Raw genomic sequence first — 17,592 nt, forward strand, 5'->3', positions numbered from 1 at the left:
GTGCGGTATCGGACCACCCGCGCGGACCGACTAGTCGGATGGAGTGAGTCGTTCCCGGAGCAGGGCGGCAGTGGCGGCGTCGGCGGGCAGGAACGCTTCGATGGCCAGCTCGGCGACGGTCACATTCATGGGTGTGCCGAAAACCGTGGTGGCGCTGAGGAAGGCGAGTTCGTGTCCGTCGAGCCGCAGCCGCAGCGGCACCACAGCCTGGTCGGGTTCCGGCAGGCCGGGGCCGTCCTCGCCGCCGGGGTAGGTGCGCATTTCGTCGAGCAGGTCGGTGAGTTCGGGTGATCCGGTGACGTCGATCTGGCGTTGCAGCCGTTCGAACAGGTGCCCGCGCCATTCGGCGAGGTTGATGATGCTGCCCGCGAGACCGTCGGGGTGCAGGGTCAACCGCAGCGCGTTCACCGGTGGACGCAGCAGCGCGGGGTCGAGTCCGTCGAGGAACAGGGCGATCCCGGCATTGGCGTCGATCATGGTCCAGGCGGCGTCGATAGCGAGGGCGGGGTGGGGTTCGAGGCCGGTGAGGATCTGCCGGACGGCGTCGCGGATGGGGCGCATGGCGGGGGTGTCGAGTTCGGGTTCGGCGTACACGGGGGCGTATCCGGCGGCGAGCAGCATCCGGTTGCGTTCGCGCAGCGGGATGTCGAGTTCGTCGGACAGGTGCAGCAGCATGTGGCGGCTGGGGGTGGCGCGGCCGGTTTCGATGAAGCTCAGGTGCCGGGTGGAGGTGTCCGCGCGGCCGGCGAGTTCGAGCTGGCTGAGCCGGCGCGCGGTGCGCCAGTGTCGCAGCAGGTCGCCGGCGGTGGGTGTCGCCATTCTCCGATCCTACGAACGATCAACCACGCCAAGCCATTACCCCGGGGGTAAGGCTCACAGTTCGCGGATGACGCGGGCCGGATTGCCGGCGGCGAACACCTTCGCGGGCAGGCCGCGGGTGACGACGCTGCCCGCGCCGACCACGGTGTTCGCGCCGATGGTCACCCCCGGGCAGACGATGACGCCGCCGCCGAGCCATACGTTGTCGCCGATGCTGATGGGTGCGGCGGTCTCCCAGCGGGCGCGGCGCAGTTCGTGGTCGTCCATCGGGTGCAGGGCGGTGAGCAGTTGGGCGCGCGGGCCGATGGAGACGTCGTCGCCGATGGTGACCGGGGCGCAGTCGAGGATGATGGCGTCGTAGTTGAGGAAGCTGTTGCTGCCCAGCCGGATCAGGTGGCCGTAGTCGCATTGGAAGCGCGGCATGATCCAGGAGCCCTCGCCGATGGCGCCGAGCAGTTGTTCGAGCACGGCGCGCCGTTGGGTGTCCTGCCCGGCGCGGGTGGCGTTGAAGGTGTCGAGCAGTTCTTGGCAGCGGCGGCGTTCGGCGACGAGTTCGGGGTCGTCGTCGCGGTAGAGCTCACCGGCGAGCATGCGGTCCTTGTGTTCACCCACGCTCCCATCCTGTCTGGTATCACCGGAGGAGTGAAAATTGGCTTCTCGCTTCCACAGTTCGGTGCCCAGGCTCGGGAGGGCGCGCGGATCGCGCAGTACGCGACCGCGTTGGAGGAGGCGGGAGCCGACAGTCTGTGGGTGGGTGACCGGCTCATCGCGGCCACCAACCCGTCGGTCGGGTACGGCGGGACCGACCGGATTCCCGACGAGTTCAACGCGGTGCTGGATCCGTTCCTGGTGCTGGGGATCGCGGCGGCGGTCACCGAGCGGGTGCGGTTGGGTGCGAATGTGCTGATCGCGCCGATGTATCGGCCCGCGCTGCTGGCGCGGTCGCTGACGACGATCGACGTGGTGAGCCAGGGGCGGCTGATTCCGGGGTTCGGGATCGGGTGGTCGCCGGAGGAGTACGCGGCCGCGGGCGTGCCGTTCGCGCAGCGCGGGGCACGGCTGGAGGAGACCCTCGACGCGCTCGAGGCCATCTGGTCCAGCGACCCGGCCGGGTACGAGGGCCGGTTCGTGTCGGTGCCCGAGCATCGCAGTGCGTTGAAGCCGGTGCGGCGGCCCCCGATTCACCTGGGCGCGTTCAATCCGGCGGCGCTGGCCCGCATCGGGCGGCGTGGGGACGGGTGGCTGCCGGTGGTGCCGGTGCCGGGTCCGCCCGGGTGGGGCAAGCAGCTGCTGGCCTTGCGGGGGTTCATCGACGACGCGGCGGTCGCGGCGGGTCGTGATCCCGCCGCCATCGGGACGGTGCTGCGGGTGAACGTGGCCGCGGGCACCGATCTCGAGCAGGTGGCGCAGACCGTCGAAACGGTCGCGGCCGACACCGGATTCGACGATTTCTTCATCGACCTGCTCTATGTCACCGACTCCGTCGACGGTATGCGGGACGCGGCGTTGCGGCTGCTGGAGCGGCTGCGCGGCTGAACGGCGTGGCATCGGTCCGGCGCGGGCGAGTGGCCCGGTACCGTCGAATCGGACGAAGCTCTCTCCCCGAGCCACGGAAGGGTGGCCGTGCATGACAGAGCCCGAGACCGTCGACGACTACCTGGCCGCCCAGCCCGCCCCGGCCCGCGCCGCCCTCGAGAGGATTCGCGCCACCATCCACGCCGCCCTGCCCGACGCGTCGGAGACCATCAGCTACCAGATCCCCGCGGTCCAGGTGAACGGCAAGGCCGTCATGTATTTCGCGGGCTGGAAGACCTTCCTGTCGGTGTATCCGGTGCCCACCGGCGACGACGGGTTCCAGCAGGCGATCGCGCCCTACCTGAAGGGCAGGGGGACGTTGAAGTTCCCGCTGCGCGACCCCATCCCCTACGACCTCATCGGCGATGTCGCGGTCCGGCTGGCCGCGCAGCGCGGAGGCCGCTGACCACGGGATGGGCGTAACCGGCCGGCACCGGGCATACTCGATCCCGTTGTGCCGCAGGGCCGCCGGGCGACCGCCCGGGAACGGGGCCCGGGTTCGTGTCGAAGGGAGTCCCGGCCGGTGCGGTTGCGGGCGAATCCGGTCGTACTGGCCGGAGTCATCGGGGTCGGAATGCCGGTGCTCGCCGCGGGGGTGATCGCGGGGCTCACCATGGACGACGGTGACAGCGGGCCGGATTCGGCGAGCGGAGCCTCGGCCGCACCGGACGCGGCGGTGACTCCTCGTCCCATCCCGGCCGCGCCGACCGCGACACCGGCGGCCACGCGCGCCGCGGACCCGGATCCGGTGGGCTTCCAACCCGATTCGATCAACTTCGTCTCCGCGGACGAGGGCTGGGTGCTGGGCCGCAGCTATCCGTGCCCGGCCCAGCTGTGCCAGTCGTTGCGGCACACCACCGATGGCGGGCGCACCTGGCGGGAGACGCCGCTCCCGGCCCCGCTGCGCGACGCCGGGCACCACGGTGGTTGGGTGAAGTTCGCCGACGCCCGCAACGGCTGGATCGGGACCCGCGACACACTGTTCGCCACCCACGACGGCGGATCCACCTGGCGCGAGATCGATGTCGACATCAAGACGGCGGAACCGGCCTGGTCGCTCACCGTGTCCGAGGACACCGTCTGGGTGGCGTCCGCGCGGGCCGATGAGCGGACCGCGTTGTTCACCAGCCCGATCACCCGCGACGCGTGGACCGGACCCGTCGAGGTCGCGGTGCCCGGTGCCGGCGGCCCCTACCCGGTCCCCGAGGTGTCGGCGACCGGAAGCCGTGCCTGGATGGTGGTCACCGGGCGCGGCAGGAGCGGCGCCCGCATGGTCGACGGCACGTGGACGCCGTGGCAGCTGCCGTGCGGCGGCAACGGGCCCGCGGACTGGCACGCGGTGTCGGAGAAGCGGCTGGTGGCGCTGTGCGGTCTCCCGGCGTCCGGCGACGGCGGCACCACCCGTGTGGTGACCTCGGTCGACGGTGGCGTCACGTTCACCGAGACCGGGCAGCTGTCGCCGTCGCGGCCGGCCAAGGCCGTGCTGCTGGCCGCCGATGGCAACCATCTGGTCGCCGCCGTCGACGAACGCCTGCTGACCTCCACCGACGGCGGCGAGACCTGGACCACCACCTACACCGCACCCGACCGCGGCTGGCAGCCGTTGTCCGGCGAGTTCGTCACCGAGACAACGGGTTTCGTGGTGCTGGGCCACCCGGGAAGCGGGCCGGTGCCCACCATGATGCTCGCCACCCGCGACGGGGGTCAGAGCTGGACACCGGTCGGCTTCGGCTGATCAGCGGTCCGCGGTCGCGCGCGAGTAGTTCCAGCCCTGCCAGGAATCGTCTTTCAGGCTTTCGCGGATGGCGTTCGCGATGGCTGTGCGCTGGGGGTCGGGCAGCCGGTCGGTGGCGGGCAGCGCGTCCGGGGACAGGCTCGACAGGTAGTCGCTGTCGAGGGACTTGCCCGACTGCCAGCGCGCGATATTGCGGTCGGCGACGAAACCTTCCGGGTTCAGGACCGACAAGGCGAACAGGGTCGTCAGGGCGGCGCCCACGGCCACACGCGGCACCCAGTACCGGCGCAAGCCCACCAGGCTGGCGAGCAGCAGCAGGTACACCAGCGCGATCCAGCCTTCGAACACCTCCACCAGCAGCCGCAGCAGGGTGAAGCCGTACGCCTGCTGATAGGTCCACATGCGGTGCAGCGCCGACGCCACGATCACCAGCGCCAGACCGATCACCACGGCGATCGCGATTCGCAGCCAGCGACGCTCGGCGGCGTCGTCCTGCGCGGCGAAACGCAGCACGACCCCGATCACAGCGAGAGTCAGCAGGCTCACGATCGACAACTGCCAGAAGCCGCTGCGCGCGTACTCGGCGTAGGTGAGGCTCGCGGTGCGCTGCACATAGCCGTCGCCACCGAACAGCACCGCCACCTGGGTGGCGACGAACGCCGCGAACACGATCGTCAACGCGCCCACCGGGATTCCCCACTCCAGCGGCGAGAACCGGCGCACGCCCCGGCCCCGGTCGGAGAACGAGTCATCGTCGGCCGCCGGGGCCGGACCGGCCAGCAGGTACAACGCCCCGGCCACCCCGGACCCGGCGACCACGAACACCGCGACCCACCGCAGCACCGCCGGGACGTCGACGGCCGGGATCAGCCCGTCCACCAGACCCGCGAACACCGCGTCGGCCCCCGCCAGCAACGGCACCATGATCAGCAGCAGCGCCGCCGCCGCACCGATCGACCACCACACCCGCTGCGTGCCCGTCCCCGCCCGCTCCCGGGTGCGAGTCATCGCCCGATACAGCCACGGCCATGAATTCAGCCCCGCGAACGGCACCGCGAGCACGTCGAACCACATTCCGTACGCCGAACGCGGCACCACCGCCAGCGACCCGGCCACCGCCGCACCCGCCAGGCACAGCACGAAAAGCCACGGCGCGGCACGGAAGGCACCCACCGACAGCAGCGCCAGCGCCACACCTGTCCACCAGACACGACCCCAGGGCACCTCCCTGATAGCAGCGGGCAGCAGACCGGCGATACCCGCGACAGGACCCGTCCCGGCCGACGAATGTGTTTCGGACGCTGCCCGATCGGCGCCGGATGCGGCGACCACGCGTGCCGCAGCCGCATCGTCGTGATCGGCGGCACCGGAGCGACCGGTGTCCTCCTCGCGTGCGGCGTCGGCGCCGGCCTCGTGACCGTCGACGCTGCCCCCGACGCCATCGCGGGCTGGGCTGCCCCCGACGCCATCGCGGGCTGGGCTGTCACCGCTGTCAGCGCGCGCTGCGCTGCCATTCGCGACGTCGTCCCGGCGGTCACCGGCACCGCTCAGGCCCTTGTCCGATCCCTGATCCGCGCGGTCGACGTCACTCCGGTCCGAGTCGTCCTCTTCATCGCCCCAATCCGCGTTCCGTGCCGCGCGATCGACCGCGTACACCATGCCGGTGATCGCCAGTCCGGTGAGCAGCCATCCGATGCCGGGACGGTCCAGGGGTACCAGTACCGCGGCCGCACACCCCGCAGCGGCCGTGGCGGCAAGCAACCCGTTCGGCACCGGAACCCGCTCCGATCGCGACGGAATCGCTTGCGGTGCAACACGATAGAGCCCCGCCACACCCGATTGCGGCACCGGGGTGGGATAGGGCGGCCACGCGGCGGGCCACGGCGCGGGTCCACCGGCGCCCGTCGGCGCGGCACCCGCCATCGCCGGGGCGAACGCCGGTGCCGCCGCAGCCGGTACGAGGGGCGGCGGACCGCCGGGGACGAACGCGGCTCTCACCGGGTCCCGCACAGGCGCGGAACTCACGGTGGCCATGGCCGGTTCAGCAGCCCGATCAAGAGCATCCGCCGCGGACCCTTCGGTCGCCGAGGCGGGAGCGTGCGCGTCGGACCCTTCGGTCGAGGATGCCGACTCCGGAACAGGCGTGACGGATTGTTCGGCCGATGTCGCGGGTGCGGGAGCAGGGGTGCTCGCCGCATCCGGTTTCGGATCGGGAGGCGGTGTGGGCGTGTCGGGCATGTGTTCCTCCATCGGGTGAACGGGACCGGCCCGGGGAGCGCGGTGCGCAGCCGGGGCACGGTCGGGAATCGGTGAGAAGAGAGTGCGGGTCAGGGTGGGGGCAAGGTGATGCGGATGCACGAGCCCGGGTCCGCGACGGCGATGGTGCCGCCGTGCAGGTCCACGATCCAGCGGGCGATGGCCAGGCCCAGGCCGGTGCCGCCGCCGGTGGCGCGGCCGCCGCGGGTGAAGCGTTCGAAGACGCGTGCGCGTTCGGCGGCGGGGATGCCGGGGCCGTCGTCGGAGACCTCGATGACGGTGTGGCCATGGGCGGTGCGGACGTGGACGCGGACCTCGCCGTGGGCGGGGCCGTGGCGGGTGGCGTTGTCGAGCAGGTTGAGCAGCACCTGGTGCAGGCGGGCGGGGTCGGCGTGCACGGTCAGGCCGGGGGCGAGGGCCATGGTGAAGCGGACGGGACGGTCCACGGCGGCGGCCATCACCTCGGCCTCGGCGACCACCTCGCTCAGCAGCGGCTCGAGATCCACCGGTTCGCGGTCCAGGCGCACCGCGCCCGCCTCGATGCTCGACAAGGCCAGCAGTTCCGATACCAGCAGGCTCAGCCGCTGGGTCTGGGCGTGGGCGGTGCGCAGGGTCGCCGGATCCGGTTGGGCGACACCGTCGACCAGGTTCTCCAGCACCGCGCCCAGGGCGGTGATCGGGGTGCGCAGTTCGTGGGACACATTGGCGATGAACTCGCGCCGCTGCTGATCGGCTGCGGCCAGGTCGGCGGCCATCTGATTGAACGCCACCGCCAGCTGGCCCACCTCGTCACGGGAGGTGGCGCGCACGCGGCGCGAATAGTCGCCCTGCGCCATGTGTTTGGCCGCGGCGGTCATCTCCCGCAACGGCATCGTCATCCCGTGGGCCAGTACCTGGGAGATCAGCAGCGCGAACACCATGGCGACGACGGTGGCGCGCGGCGGCAGCACGCCGATGCGGATCGCGAAGTAGCCGAACGCGCCCGCACCGGAGCCGACCATGAGGATCGCCAGCTTCGCCTTGATCGACGGCACCCGGTCCAGGGGCCGCGGCAGCCGTGCCGCCACCCGGTTCGCGACCGCCCGCACCCCGGTCACCGGAGCCACGGCATCGCCGATCATCGCGCCTCCAGGCTGTAGCCGACGCCGTGCACGGTGCGGATCAGGTCCGCGCCCAGCTTGCGGCGCAACGCCTTGATGTGGCTGTCGACCGCGCGGGTGCCCGACGCGTCGGCCCACCCCCACACCTCGCTCAGTAGTCGTTCGCGCGCCAGCACCGTGCGCGGCCGCCGCGCCAGATGCACGAGCAGTTCGAATTCCAGTGGCGTGAGCTGGGTTTCGCTGTCCGCGCGCCACACCCGCCGCTGGTCGGTGTCGATCCGCAGGTCACCGACGAGGATGGTGGCCACCGGTGCGGCGGTGCGTTCCACCCGGCGCAGCAGGGCGTGGACGCGGGCGGCGAGCACTCGCATGGAGAACGGTTTGGTCAGATAGTCGTCCGCGCCGACGCCGAGCCCGACGAGCATGTCGGTCTCGTCGGTGCGGGCGGTCAGCATGAGCACCGGCACGGGGCGGCGGGCCTGGATGCGGCGGCACACCTCGAGACCGTCGAAACCGGGCAGCATCACATCCAGCACCACCAGGTCCGGGTCCCCGGCCGCCTCGGCCGCCACCCCGGCGGGCCCGTCGTGGGCGATGTCGACGGTGTAGCCCTCGGCGCGCAGGCGGGCGGCGATCGATTCGGCGATGGTCGGCTCGTCCTCGACCACCAGGATCCGGCGCGCACTGGTTTCCATGCAGCCGACATTAGGCAACCGGCGTGGAGATCGTTCGCCTCGCGTGTGGAGATGTTGTGGAGACGCCGGTCATACCACCTGGAAACGTCGACAACGACGCGACGTCGTAGCATGACGGGGTGCGCTCACCGACGGATCACACCGCGCGCCTGCGCGGCGCTGCCGCCGGCGCGTCCTCGGGTGCGGTCGCGATCCTCGCCCACGGGCTCGGCGGCGGCGCGTCCCTGACCGACGGTTCGGCGCTGGCCCTGCTCCTGGCCGCGTGCACCGTGATCGGGGTCGTGGCGTCGTCGATGCGGCCACGCTACGGGCTGCCCGGAACCATCGGGATGCTGGCGGCCGGGCAGGCGATCGGGCACGCCGCGCTGTCGATGTCGCCGGGGCACCACCATCATTCGTCGTCCGCGGCCATGCTGATCGCCCACCTGGTGGCGATTCCGGTGGGCGCGTTGCTGATTCGCGCCGCCGAGGCGGGCCTGCGGCGGGCCGTCACCGGTGTGCGCAGGTTCCTGCTCGCGCTGAGCGCGATCCTCGCGCCGCCGGTGCGCCGGATGCGGCCCAGGCCGGCCGATGACCGCGCCGTGGCGCGACGGCTGCTGGTGAGCCCCGGGATCGGACGCCGCGGACCGCCTCCGGCCGCCGCACGGTACACCGACCTCGTTCCGGCCTGACACCCCTCGATCCGGCGCTGACGCCCGAATCGTGCACCGCGCCATCGCCGGACGCGACCGCGCTCGGTGACCGATGCCCACCAACCGCCGACACACCCCGCACCGAGGCCGAGCACGGCGACCGACGGACACACCCGCGCAGCGCCGAATACGCCACGCACAGTGCCCGACGGAGACGCCGCGCGGCAGCCGAGCAGAGCAACGCCGCGCTGTGACCGAAGGCGGCGAGCGCGCTGCCGGACGCGTGCCGCGCTGACGCCGACGCACTGCGTTGCGGCCGAGCGCATCCGGCGCCGATCCGGGCTCGACCGTTCCGCCGGGGTGGCTTTCACCGTCTTCTACCTACGGAGTTCTCACATGTCCCAGATGCCCTTCTGCCACGGCTTCCGTCTGCGCACCGGCGGATTCGCCCGCCGGGTCGGCGCGGTCGCGGCGGTGACGACGCTGGCGCTGCTGCCCGTCGCCTGCTCGTCCTCGCAGACCGCCTCGTCGTCCCCCGCCACCGCGGCGGCGGCGATCACCCTGACCGATCAGTGGGTCAAGGCCGCCGACAGCGGGATGTCCGCCGCGTTCGGCACCCTGGCCAATTCCTCCGACCAGCCGGTGAACCTGGTCGCGGCCAGCAGCCCGGCCTCGGCGCGGGTGGAGATCCACGAAGTCGTGGCCGACGCCTCGGGCGACAAGGCGATGCGCCCCAAGGCCGGCGGTCTCGTCATCCCCGCCCACGGCACCGCGACCCTCAAGCCCGGCGCGGAACACCTCATGTTCATGGATCTGAAGGGCCCGCTGCGCACCGGCTCGGAGGCCGCGCTCACCCTCACCTTCTCCGACGGCTCCACCAAGACCATCACCGCGCAGGTGCGTGACTTCGCCGGCGGCAAGGAGAACTACCAGCCCTCCGGCGACAACGCCGCCCACGGTGGCTGATCCGGCACCGCGGCCCGCCCGGCTGTCGCGGCGGCGGCTGCTGGGCGGCGGCGCCGTCGCGGCGGGCGCGGCCGGGGCCGCCGGCATCGGCTGGGGCGCGGCCACCCTCACCCACCGCGAGCACGATCGCGACCCCGGATCGGACACGGTCGCGTTCTACGGCCCCCACCAGGCGGGAATCGCCACCGAACCGCCCCGGCACGCGGCGTTCGTGGCCTTCGACCTGAAACCGGGTCTGGGGCGCGAGGACGTCATCGGGCTGTTGAAGATCTGGACCGACGACGCCGCGCGCCTCACCCAGGGCAAGCCCGCGCTCGCCGACACCGAACCGGAGCTGGCCGCCCGGCCCGCCCGGCTCACCGTGACCGCCGGGTTCGGTCCCGGGATGTTCACCGCGGCCGGGCTGGAATCCCAGCGCCCGCACTGGCTCGAACCGTTGCCGCCGTTCACCATCGACCGGCTCGATCCCGCCTGGTGCGGGGGCGATCTGCTGTTGCAGGTGTGCGGTGAGGAGGCGACCACCGTCGCGCACGCGGTGCGCGTGCTGTCCAAGCACGTCAAATCGCTGGTCTCGGTGAAGTGGGTGCAACGCGGCTTCCGGGACGCACCGCGAGGCCAGACCATGCGCAATCTGATGGGCTCGGTCGACGGGACGGTCAACATCGCCCCGGCCACACCGGATTTCGACCGCCTGGTGTGGGACGACGGCGCGGTCCGGCCGTGGCTGGCCGGGGGCACCTCGATGGTGTTGCGGCGCATCGCGATGAACCTCGACACCTGGGACGAACTCGACGCCGACGGCCGCGCGATCACCGTCGGGCGCACCGTCGACACCGGGGCGCCCTTGTCGGGCACCCGCGAATTCGACGAAGCCGACTTCGCGGCCACCGACCGCTACGGCATCCCGAAGATCCCGCCGTCCTCCCATATCGCTCGCGCCCACCATGCCCACGACGGGGAGCGGTTCCTGCGCCGCGGCTACAACTACGACGACGCGCCCGCCCCCGGGCACGTGTCGAACTCGGGGCTGCTGTTCGCCTCGTTCCAGCGCGACGTGGACGCCCAGTACCTGCCGGTGCAGCAGCGGCTGGCCGACTTCGACGCGCTCAACCAGTGGACGACGCCGGTCGGGTCGGCGGTGTTCGCCATCCCGCCGGGGGTGCCCGGACCGGGCGGCTATCTCGGTCAGCAGTTGTTCGACAGCGCCCCGGCGCAACGCTGATCGCGACCGGCCGGACCGCTCCCGGGCGGTCCGGCCGGTTGCCCGGCACGGGACCTAGGGTGACCCCATGACCGTGTTGCGATCGATCGTGTTGTTCGGGTTGGCCGCCATCGCCGAAATCGGTGGCGCCTGGCTGATCTGGCAGGGAGTCCGGGAGCAGCGCGGCTGGGCGTGGATGGGCGCGGGGGTGGTCGCGCTCGGCTGCTACGGGTTCGTCGCCACCCTGCAACCCGACGCCCACTTCGGTCGGATCCTGGCCGCCTACGGTGGCGTGTTCGTGGCGGGATCACTGCTGTGGGGCATGGTGTTCGACGGGTTCCGGCCCGACCGCTGGGATGTGATCGGGGCCCTGGTGTGCGTGCTGGGGGTCGCGCTCATCATGTACGCGCCACGCTCGGTGTGAGACACACCGATGCATTGCTCCACGTGAAACCGGCTGCGCCCGAACTGCATTCACGCATTCCGCGCATAAAGGTCGAGGGTTGGCGATCGGTGCATCGAATGCAACACCGCGATACGCGAACCGATTACGAATTCCCGCAGGTCACGGCCATGATCACCGGTGAGGTGCCGCGCCGAGCAGGCCGTCGATGATCGCGCGCGCCGTCGGCAGCGCCGCCTCATCACCCAGACGGGTCGCGGTGTTGGCCGCCGACACCACCGCGTCGAACTGGAACGCGACCGCGCGCGGATCCAGTCCGGTCATCGCGCCCTGCTGCTGGGCGCGGCCGATCTCCGCGGCCAGCATCGTGAACCAGTCCTCGCGGTCGGCTGCCAGCGCGTCACGCACCGGGCCGGGACGGCTGTCGAACTCCGGCTGGCACGCGCCCCGGAAGCAGCCGCCGGGCAGCACCGGCTCACCGATGTAGTCGAACCAGCGGTCCATCAGCGCGCGCAGCCGCGGCAGGCCCGGGTCCGCGGTGAGGGCCGGGCGCACGACATTGTCGATGAACACCTCGCGCGCCGCGGCCACCGCGGCCAGTTGCAGGTTCTCCTTGCTGCCGAACAGGGTCGCCACCCCGGACTTGCTGACCCCGAGGTCCTCGGCCAGCCGCCCGAGACTCAATCCCGTCAGCCCCTCGACGGAGGCGACGTCGGCGGCGTGGCGGGCGATGCTCGCGCGGGCCCGCGCGCCCTTGAGCCGACGCTGATCGGAAATCTCCTGGTCGGAAGCGCGCACCGGTTCGTCCATGGATCCATCCTCGCATCACCTGTTGCGTAAACGCACGATCGGTCGTACTTTTCAACAATACGAACGATCGTGCGTACAGTTTTGATCCCGCTCCCGACCCTCACCCAGAGAGCCCGTCATGACCGACACCACTCACCGTCCGAGCCCCGACACCTCCCCACCCGAACCGCCCACCACCGGCACCACCGCGACGGCACCCGCCGACTCCGGCCGCGCGGCGAAACTCGCCCTGCTCGTCGCCTCCGGCGCGGCATTCATGTCCTTCCTCGACCTGTCCGTGGTCAATATCGCCTTCCCCGAGATCACCCGCGACTACCCCGACACCGCCGCCGGCACCCTCACCTGGGTGGTCAGCGGCTACGCCGTCGCCTTCGCCGCCCTGCTCACCCCCGCCGGGCAACTCGCCGACACCCTCGGCCGCGGCCGCGTATTCCTCACCGCCCTGGCCGGATTCGCCCTCACCTCCCTGTTGTGCGCCCTCGCGCCCGGCGCCGAATGGCTCATCGCGGGACGGTTCCTGCAAGGCGGCACCGCGGCCTTCCTCATTCCCGCAGGGCTCGCGCTCGTCCTGAGCAGCAGCCCGCCCGAACGCGTCGGCATGGCCATGGCCGCCTGGACCGCGGCGGGCGGATTCGCCGCGACCGTCGGCCCGGCCGTGGGCGGGGCGCTCGTGGACTGGTTCGGGTGGCGGTCGGTCTTCGTCATCAACGTGCCCATCGCGGCCGCGCTCGTCGCCGCCGGATGGCGGCTGGCCCGCGGCGAGCACCGGCAACCGCACGGACTGCCCGATCTCCTCGGGGCCGTCGCGACCGGACTCGGTATCGGCACTGTCGTCGCCGCGGTCACCCAAGGCCCGCAATGGGGTTGGACCGACGCCCGCACCCTGGGCAGCGCGCTGATCGGAGTCGCCCTGCTGGCCCTGGCGTTGTGGCGGTCGCGGCGGCATCCGCGCCCCGCCATCGCCATCGGACTGTGGCGCAGCCACGCCTACGCCCTCGTCAATGCCGTCTCGTTCGTCTTCGGCGCCACCATGTTCGCGTGGCTGCTGGCCGGACCGCTCTGGCTCGACGCCATCTGGCAGTACTCCGTACTGGAGTCCGCGGCGGCCATGAGCATCGGCGCGGTCGCCTCCATGGTCACCGCGGTCGTCGCCGGACGCGCACCCGTCCCGTGGCAGCGATGGCTCGGCGTGCTGGGCGCGTTGCTGTTCGCCGCGTCCACCTTCTACATGAGCACCGGGGTCTTCGACACCGAGCCCGCGCTCTGGTCCGGATGGGTGCCCGCCGGAATCCTGGGCGGCGGCGGCATCGGCATCCTCGTCACCGTGCTGGGCACCGCCGCCGCGCGAGCGCTGCCGCCGCAGCGGTTCGCGGCCGGGGTCGGCATGAACATCACCGCCCGCCAATCCGGCGGCGCGCTCGGGGTCGCCCTGCTGGCCGCGGTGTTCGCCGCCCATCCCGGGCAGCCGCTGACCGCTTTCCACACCCTGTTCGCATGCTGTGCCGCCATCGCCGTCGTCACGGCCGTGCTCGCGGCGCTGCCCGTCCGCACCGAGGAGACCACCTCATGACCGACCACACCGAGAACACCGATCCCTACACGCTCTCCGATGCGGCGGCCGCCACCATGTTGCGCGCGGTGCCGTTCCGCCGACTCGCCGTCATCGGCGACTCGACCGCCGCGGGCACCGGTGACCCGCGGCCCGGCTACGAAACCGTGTCCTGGGCAGACCGATTGGGCCGCTGGCTGCACGCCGCGCACCCCGACGCCGCCTACCTCAACACCGGCGTGGTCGGCGCGGTCATCGCCGACGTGCGCGCCGGGCAACTCCGCGCGCTCGAGGAGTTCGGACCGGATCTGGTGGTCGTCACCTGCGGCGGCAACGACCTGTTCCTGCGCGACGCCGGTCCGCTGACCGTGGAAGCCGACCTCGACGACCTGTGCGCGAGCGTCGCCGCCACCGGCGCCCGGCTCGCGCTGTTCACCCTCGCCGACGCCTACGTCGGGCGGCTGGCCCCGCTGCGGCCGCGTTTCGCCGAGTTCGCGCAGTCGGTCCGTCGCATCGCCCACCGCCGCGACGCCATCCTCACCGAGTTCTGGGACCACCCCGCGCGGCTGCGCGAGGACTGGCTCTCCGCGGACCGGATCCACCTCACCATGGCCGGGCACGCCGTGGTCGCGGCCGAACTCGCCAAGAGCCTGGCCCGTCACCACGCCCGGGAGGTGCCGCCGGAGCTCATCGGGCGATCCTGACCCCGAAACCGACCGATGCCGCATCGGATGCGACTACGCACCCGATGCGGCATCGCCGCCATCCGAGGTCCTGTCCGCGCAGGCCCTCTCACGGGGTCACTTCCACAGGGCGGCGATCAGGACGTTCAGGATCGCCAGGCCACCCGCGGCGTGGGTCATCCACGCCACCTCCTTGCCGCGCTTGGCGTCCGCGCGACCCATCTCGGCGAACGCGGCCACCGCCACGGCCACCACCAGCTTGGTGATGATCTTCGCCATGTTCGGGTCCTTGTGCAGCGAGTCGATCGACTCGGCCATGCCCACCAGGATCACGCCGGTGAGGACCATCACGCGCGCGCCCCACACCATCAGTTCCGACACTCGCGGCTGCGCGGCGGCGTACCCGCCGACCACGGCCGCCATACCCAGCAGATGAGCCGTCACCATGAGGTTGTAGACGAAGGTCATGGGTGTCACGGTAGTCGATCGGAACCCCACAACGACAGCCGGTAGTACCCGCGATCTTTCGCGAATCGGACAGGGCGGCACCAACTGTCCGTGCGGACCGGTCCGAGGGTTTCGCCCTCGGACAGGCCGGGTAGTCCTCACCCGATGGTCCCCGCACGTGGTGGATCAGGCGTCGTGGGCAGCGTGGCCGGCTAGGAGAGGTTTCAGTGGCGGTTGTACTAGTGCTGCGAGCACGTGGACTCGGTGACCTGCTCACCGCGGTTCCCGCGTTGCGCGCGTTGCGCCGGGCCCGGCCCGGTGACCACATCGCACTCGCCGCACCCCACCGCCTCAAACCGATCGTCGACCTCATCGCCTGCGTCGACGAGATGATCCCGGTCAGCGACCCCGTCGGGCTGCGCTGGGACGGTCCCGCCCCCGCGCTCGCGGTCAACCTCAACGGCCCCGGCGCCGACGGCATCGTGGAACTCTCGCGCACCCACCCCGGACGCATCCTGTCCTACCGCAATCCGGCCTTCCCCGACCTCGCCGGCCCCGCCTGGGAACCCGACCTGCACGACGTGGACCGCTGGTGCCATCTCCTCGAATACGACGGCATCGCCGCCGACCGCCGCAACCTCGGCCTGGTGCCGCCGGTGGCCACCACCAGCCACCGCGACGCCGTGGTCGTCCACATCGGCGCGGGCGCACCAGCCCGCCGCTGGCCGGCCGACCGGTTCGCCGCGGTGGTCCGGCACCTGCTGGTGCAGGACCGCGAGGTCGTGCTGACCGGCGACGAATCCGAACGCGAGACCGCGTTCGGCGTCGCCTCCCGCGCGGGACTCTCACCGGCGCGAGTCCTCGCAGGACAGCAGAACCTCATCGAGCTGGCCGCCACCGTCGCCGAAGCCGCGCTCGTGGTATGCGGCGACACCGGCGTCGCCCACCTGGCCGCCGCCTTCGGCACCCGTACCGTGCAGCTGTTCGGACCCAACCCGCCCAGCCGCAGCGGCCCGCCTCCGCACCTGCTGGGCCGCCACGCCGTGCTGTGGGCCGGGCAGTCCGGCGACCCGGACGCCGACGCCATCGACCCCGGTCTGCTGAAGATCGGTGTCCCCGAGGTGATCAACGCCGTCGACAAGCAACTGCGCAAACGCCCCTGGCCCGGCACCGGCCTCGACCGCCGCGCCCAGCAGGCCTACCGGCGCGTCGGCTAGGCCCCCGAATCGGTGGCCGGGACCCGCGGATCCCGTTGCCCGGCACTGATACTCAACGCCGCCATCACCAACCCGATCCCGGCCAGCTCCGCCGCACCGGGCCGCTGGGCCAGCGCCACCGCCCCGATCACCGCCGCCGTCGCGGGCAGCAAGGCCAGCAACAGCGCGAACCGGGCGCGGCCCACCCGGCGCAACACCACCTGATCCAGGGCATAGGGCACCGCGCTCGACAACACCCCGACGCCCACACCCAGCAGCCAGGTGCGCGGATCGGCGAAAACGGCCGGGGCGAGCACACATTGGCGGGTCACCAGGATCGGGGCCAGCACGATCGCCGACACCGTCGTCCCGATCGCCAGCGCGTCCATCCCCGAACCCGTATCGGCCACCCGCTTACCCAGCAGGATGTAGCCCGCCCACAACACACCCGCCAGCACCGCGAACCCGACACCGCCGGGCCCGGCCTCCGACGACACCCCCGCCAGCAGGAAGACACCGGCCGCCACGAGCGCGACGGCCAGCAGATCGCGGGCCCGGCGTGAACCCAGCGCCGCCACCGCGATCGGACCCAGGAACTCGATGGCCACCGCGGTGCCGAGCGGAATCCGCGCGATCGCCTCATAGAAGGCGATGTTCATGCCGAGGGTGACCACCCCGAACCCCGAGGCCACCAGCACCGCGCGCCGCGTCCAGCGCGAGCGCCACGGCCGCCGCCAGATCAGCAGCGCCACCCCGGCCGCCGCGGCCCGCAACCAGGCCACCGTCGCGGGCTCGACCGTGTCGAACAACCGCACGCCGATCGCCGCGCCCGCGTACAGCGACACCCCGCTGACGATGAAGACCAGCGGGACCGACCAGCCGGGCAGACCCACGCGGCGTTGCCGCTGCACTCCGACCGACGTACCCACCTCGACACCGTATCGCCCGCTCGAGCGGGCAGGCCGCGGCACGTCCGCACGGTCCCGGCCCGGGGAACACCATCGCGTCTATGCGCGAACCCGACCGGCTACTCCCCTTCCGGCGCGGCCTTCGCCTCCGACAGGGCGGCCGAGTAGGCGGCGATGGCGCTGGGCCAGAACTGTTCGAGATAGTCGCGGGCATCGGCCAGGCCACGCGGGTCCAGGGAGTACAGGCGGCGGTTGCCCTGCGGGCGCATCATCACCAGGCGGGCCTCGCGCAGCACCTTCAGATGCTGCGAGACCGCCGAGCTGGTCACGCCCAGGGCCTCGGCGATCTCCCCGACCGCCTTCGGGCCCTGCGGCAGGGACTCGAAGACCGCGCGCCGGGTGTCGTCGGCGAGCGCGCCGATCACCTTCACTCCGTTAGTGGGCACTTACATAGTGTGCCGCCAGATCGATCAACGGTCAATACACGCGTTATCGGCACAATCCAACGTCATCACAGAATTACTCGCGTGTCGTTATCGACTCGTAATCATCGAACTGGGCTTTTGTACCAATGTGACGGTAGCAACAGGGTTTCTGAACGCAAGCTGAGATCTCGT

General features: G+C 71.8%; 19 protein-coding genes. 10 read left to right on the top strand and 9 right to left on the bottom strand.

All coding sequences use genetic code 11. From position 1 onward, the window contains the following. Window positions 1–30 precede the first annotated feature (30 nt). Window positions 31–819: a helix-turn-helix transcriptional regulator gene (locus ACFYTS_RS11840; protein WP_357276180.1), complete on the bottom strand. Its 789-nt coding sequence runs from the start codon at window positions 817–819 to the stop codon at window positions 31–33. Between the two features lie 54 nt (window positions 820–873). Next, window positions 874–1,431, bottom strand: a complete 558-nt coding sequence (locus ACFYTS_RS11845; RefSeq protein WP_387303279.1) for a sugar O-acetyltransferase — start codon at window positions 1,429–1,431, stop codon at window positions 874–876. A gap of 30 nt (window positions 1,432–1,461) precedes the next feature. On the opposite strand from ACFYTS_RS11845, the gene ACFYTS_RS11850 reads away from it, so the two are divergent. The 3 genes from ACFYTS_RS11850 (at window position 1,462) to ACFYTS_RS11860 (ending at window position 4,129) form a co-directional block, all read left to right on the top strand. Then, the gene (locus ACFYTS_RS11850; protein ID WP_357276176.1) at window positions 1,462–2,355 is read left to right on the top strand and encodes a TIGR03619 family F420-dependent LLM class oxidoreductase; all 894 of its coding nucleotides are present in this window, start codon (window positions 1,462–1,464) and stop codon (window positions 2,353–2,355) included. Window positions 2,356–2,446: 91 nt separating this feature from the next. Next, the gene (locus ACFYTS_RS11855) at window positions 2,447–2,800 is read left to right on the top strand and encodes an iron chaperone (RefSeq protein ID WP_387303282.1); all 354 of its coding nucleotides are present in this window, start codon (window positions 2,447–2,449) and stop codon (window positions 2,798–2,800) included. Window positions 2,801–2,917: 117 nt separating this feature from the next. Further along, window positions 2,918–4,129, top strand: a complete 1,212-nt coding sequence (locus tag ACFYTS_RS11860) for a hypothetical protein (RefSeq protein ID WP_387303285.1) — start codon at window positions 2,918–2,920, stop codon at window positions 4,127–4,129. Here ACFYTS_RS11860 and ACFYTS_RS11865 read toward each other — a convergent pair whose 3' ends face one another. From ACFYTS_RS11865 to ACFYTS_RS11875, 3 genes are all read right to left on the bottom strand, one after another. Continuing rightward, window positions 4,130–5,902 (bottom strand): DUF4153 domain-containing protein, encoded by a 1,773-nt coding sequence (locus tag ACFYTS_RS11865; protein WP_387303288.1) that lies wholly within the window; start codon window positions 5,900–5,902, stop codon window positions 4,130–4,132. A 554-nt stretch (window positions 5,903–6,456) separates the two neighbouring features. Further along, the gene (locus tag ACFYTS_RS11870) at window positions 6,457–7,506 is read right to left on the bottom strand and encodes an ATP-binding protein (RefSeq protein ID WP_387303291.1); all 1,050 of its coding nucleotides are present in this window, start codon (window positions 7,504–7,506) and stop codon (window positions 6,457–6,459) included. Beyond that, entirely contained in the window at window positions 7,503–8,180 is a 678-nt protein-coding gene (locus tag ACFYTS_RS11875) for a response regulator transcription factor (RefSeq protein WP_357276164.1), read from the bottom strand. The genes ACFYTS_RS11870 and ACFYTS_RS11875 overlap by 4 nt, the downstream gene beginning before the upstream one ends. Before the next feature lie 119 nt (window positions 8,181–8,299). On the opposite strand from ACFYTS_RS11875, the gene ACFYTS_RS11880 reads away from it, so the two are divergent. From ACFYTS_RS11880 to ACFYTS_RS11895, 4 genes are all read left to right on the top strand, one after another. Next, entirely contained in the window at window positions 8,300–8,851 is a 552-nt protein-coding gene (locus tag ACFYTS_RS11880; RefSeq protein ID WP_387303294.1) for a hypothetical protein, read from the top strand. Window positions 8,852–9,217: 366 nt separating this feature from the next. Further along, window positions 9,218–9,778: a copper chaperone PCu(A)C gene (locus ACFYTS_RS11885; RefSeq protein ID WP_387303805.1), complete on the top strand. Its 561-nt coding sequence runs from the start codon at window positions 9,218–9,220 to the stop codon at window positions 9,776–9,778. Then, a complete protein-coding gene (locus ACFYTS_RS11890; protein ID WP_357276156.1) occupies window positions 9,771–11,000 on the top strand; it encodes a Dyp-type peroxidase in 1,230 nt (409 codons plus the stop codon). The genes ACFYTS_RS11885 and ACFYTS_RS11890 overlap by 8 nt, the downstream gene beginning before the upstream one ends. 67 nt (window positions 11,001–11,067) lie before the next feature. Further along, window positions 11,068–11,403 (top strand): YnfA family protein, encoded by a 336-nt coding sequence (locus tag ACFYTS_RS11895; protein WP_387303296.1) that lies wholly within the window; start codon window positions 11,068–11,070, stop codon window positions 11,401–11,403. 153 nt (window positions 11,404–11,556) lie between these two features. Here the strand turns inward: ACFYTS_RS11895 and ACFYTS_RS11900 are convergent, their stop codons facing one another. After that, on the bottom strand, window positions 11,557–12,192 hold the full coding sequence (locus ACFYTS_RS11900; RefSeq protein WP_357276152.1) for a TetR/AcrR family transcriptional regulator: 636 nt from the start codon (window positions 12,190–12,192) through the stop codon (window positions 11,557–11,559). Window positions 12,193–12,310: 118 nt separating this feature from the next. On the opposite strand from ACFYTS_RS11900, the gene ACFYTS_RS11905 reads away from it, so the two are divergent. Both ACFYTS_RS11905 and ACFYTS_RS11910 read left to right on the top strand, forming a co-directional pair. Beyond that, complete coding sequence (locus ACFYTS_RS11905) at window positions 12,311–13,762, top strand: MFS transporter (protein WP_387303300.1); 1,452 nt, start codon at window positions 12,311–12,313, stop codon at window positions 13,760–13,762. Continuing rightward, window positions 13,759–14,445: an SGNH/GDSL hydrolase family protein gene (locus tag ACFYTS_RS11910; protein WP_387303303.1), complete on the top strand. Its 687-nt coding sequence runs from the start codon at window positions 13,759–13,761 to the stop codon at window positions 14,443–14,445. Before ACFYTS_RS11905 ends, ACFYTS_RS11910 begins: the two co-directional genes overlap by 4 nt. 96 nt (window positions 14,446–14,541) lie before the next feature. Here ACFYTS_RS11910 and ACFYTS_RS11915 read toward each other — a convergent pair whose 3' ends face one another. Beyond that, the gene (locus tag ACFYTS_RS11915; protein ID WP_357276146.1) at window positions 14,542–14,892 is read right to left on the bottom strand and encodes a hypothetical protein; all 351 of its coding nucleotides are present in this window, start codon (window positions 14,890–14,892) and stop codon (window positions 14,542–14,544) included. Between the two features lie 206 nt (window positions 14,893–15,098). Here ACFYTS_RS11915 and ACFYTS_RS11920 point away from each other — a divergent pair, with 206 nt between their 5' ends. Continuing rightward, complete coding sequence (locus ACFYTS_RS11920) at window positions 15,099–16,088, top strand: glycosyltransferase family 9 protein (protein ID WP_387303307.1); 990 nt, start codon at window positions 15,099–15,101, stop codon at window positions 16,086–16,088. On the opposite strand, the gene ACFYTS_RS11925 is transcribed toward ACFYTS_RS11920, so the two are convergent. Together ACFYTS_RS11925 and ACFYTS_RS11930 are read right to left on the bottom strand one after the other, a co-directional pair. Further along, a complete protein-coding gene (locus tag ACFYTS_RS11925; RefSeq protein WP_387303310.1) occupies window positions 16,085–16,996 on the bottom strand; it encodes a DMT family transporter in 912 nt (303 codons plus the stop codon). The genes ACFYTS_RS11920 and ACFYTS_RS11925 overlap by 4 nt on opposite strands. 98 nt (window positions 16,997–17,094) lie before the next feature. After that, window positions 17,095–17,421, bottom strand: coding sequence for a metalloregulator ArsR/SmtB family transcription factor (locus tag ACFYTS_RS11930; protein ID WP_357276138.1), 327 nt, complete (start codon window positions 17,419–17,421; stop codon window positions 17,095–17,097). Window positions 17,422–17,592: the final 171 nt, after the last annotated feature.

This window comes from Nocardia sp. NPDC004151 (assembly GCF_042874235.1).
Lineage (GTDB): Bacteria > Actinomycetota > Actinomycetes > Mycobacteriales > Mycobacteriaceae > Nocardia.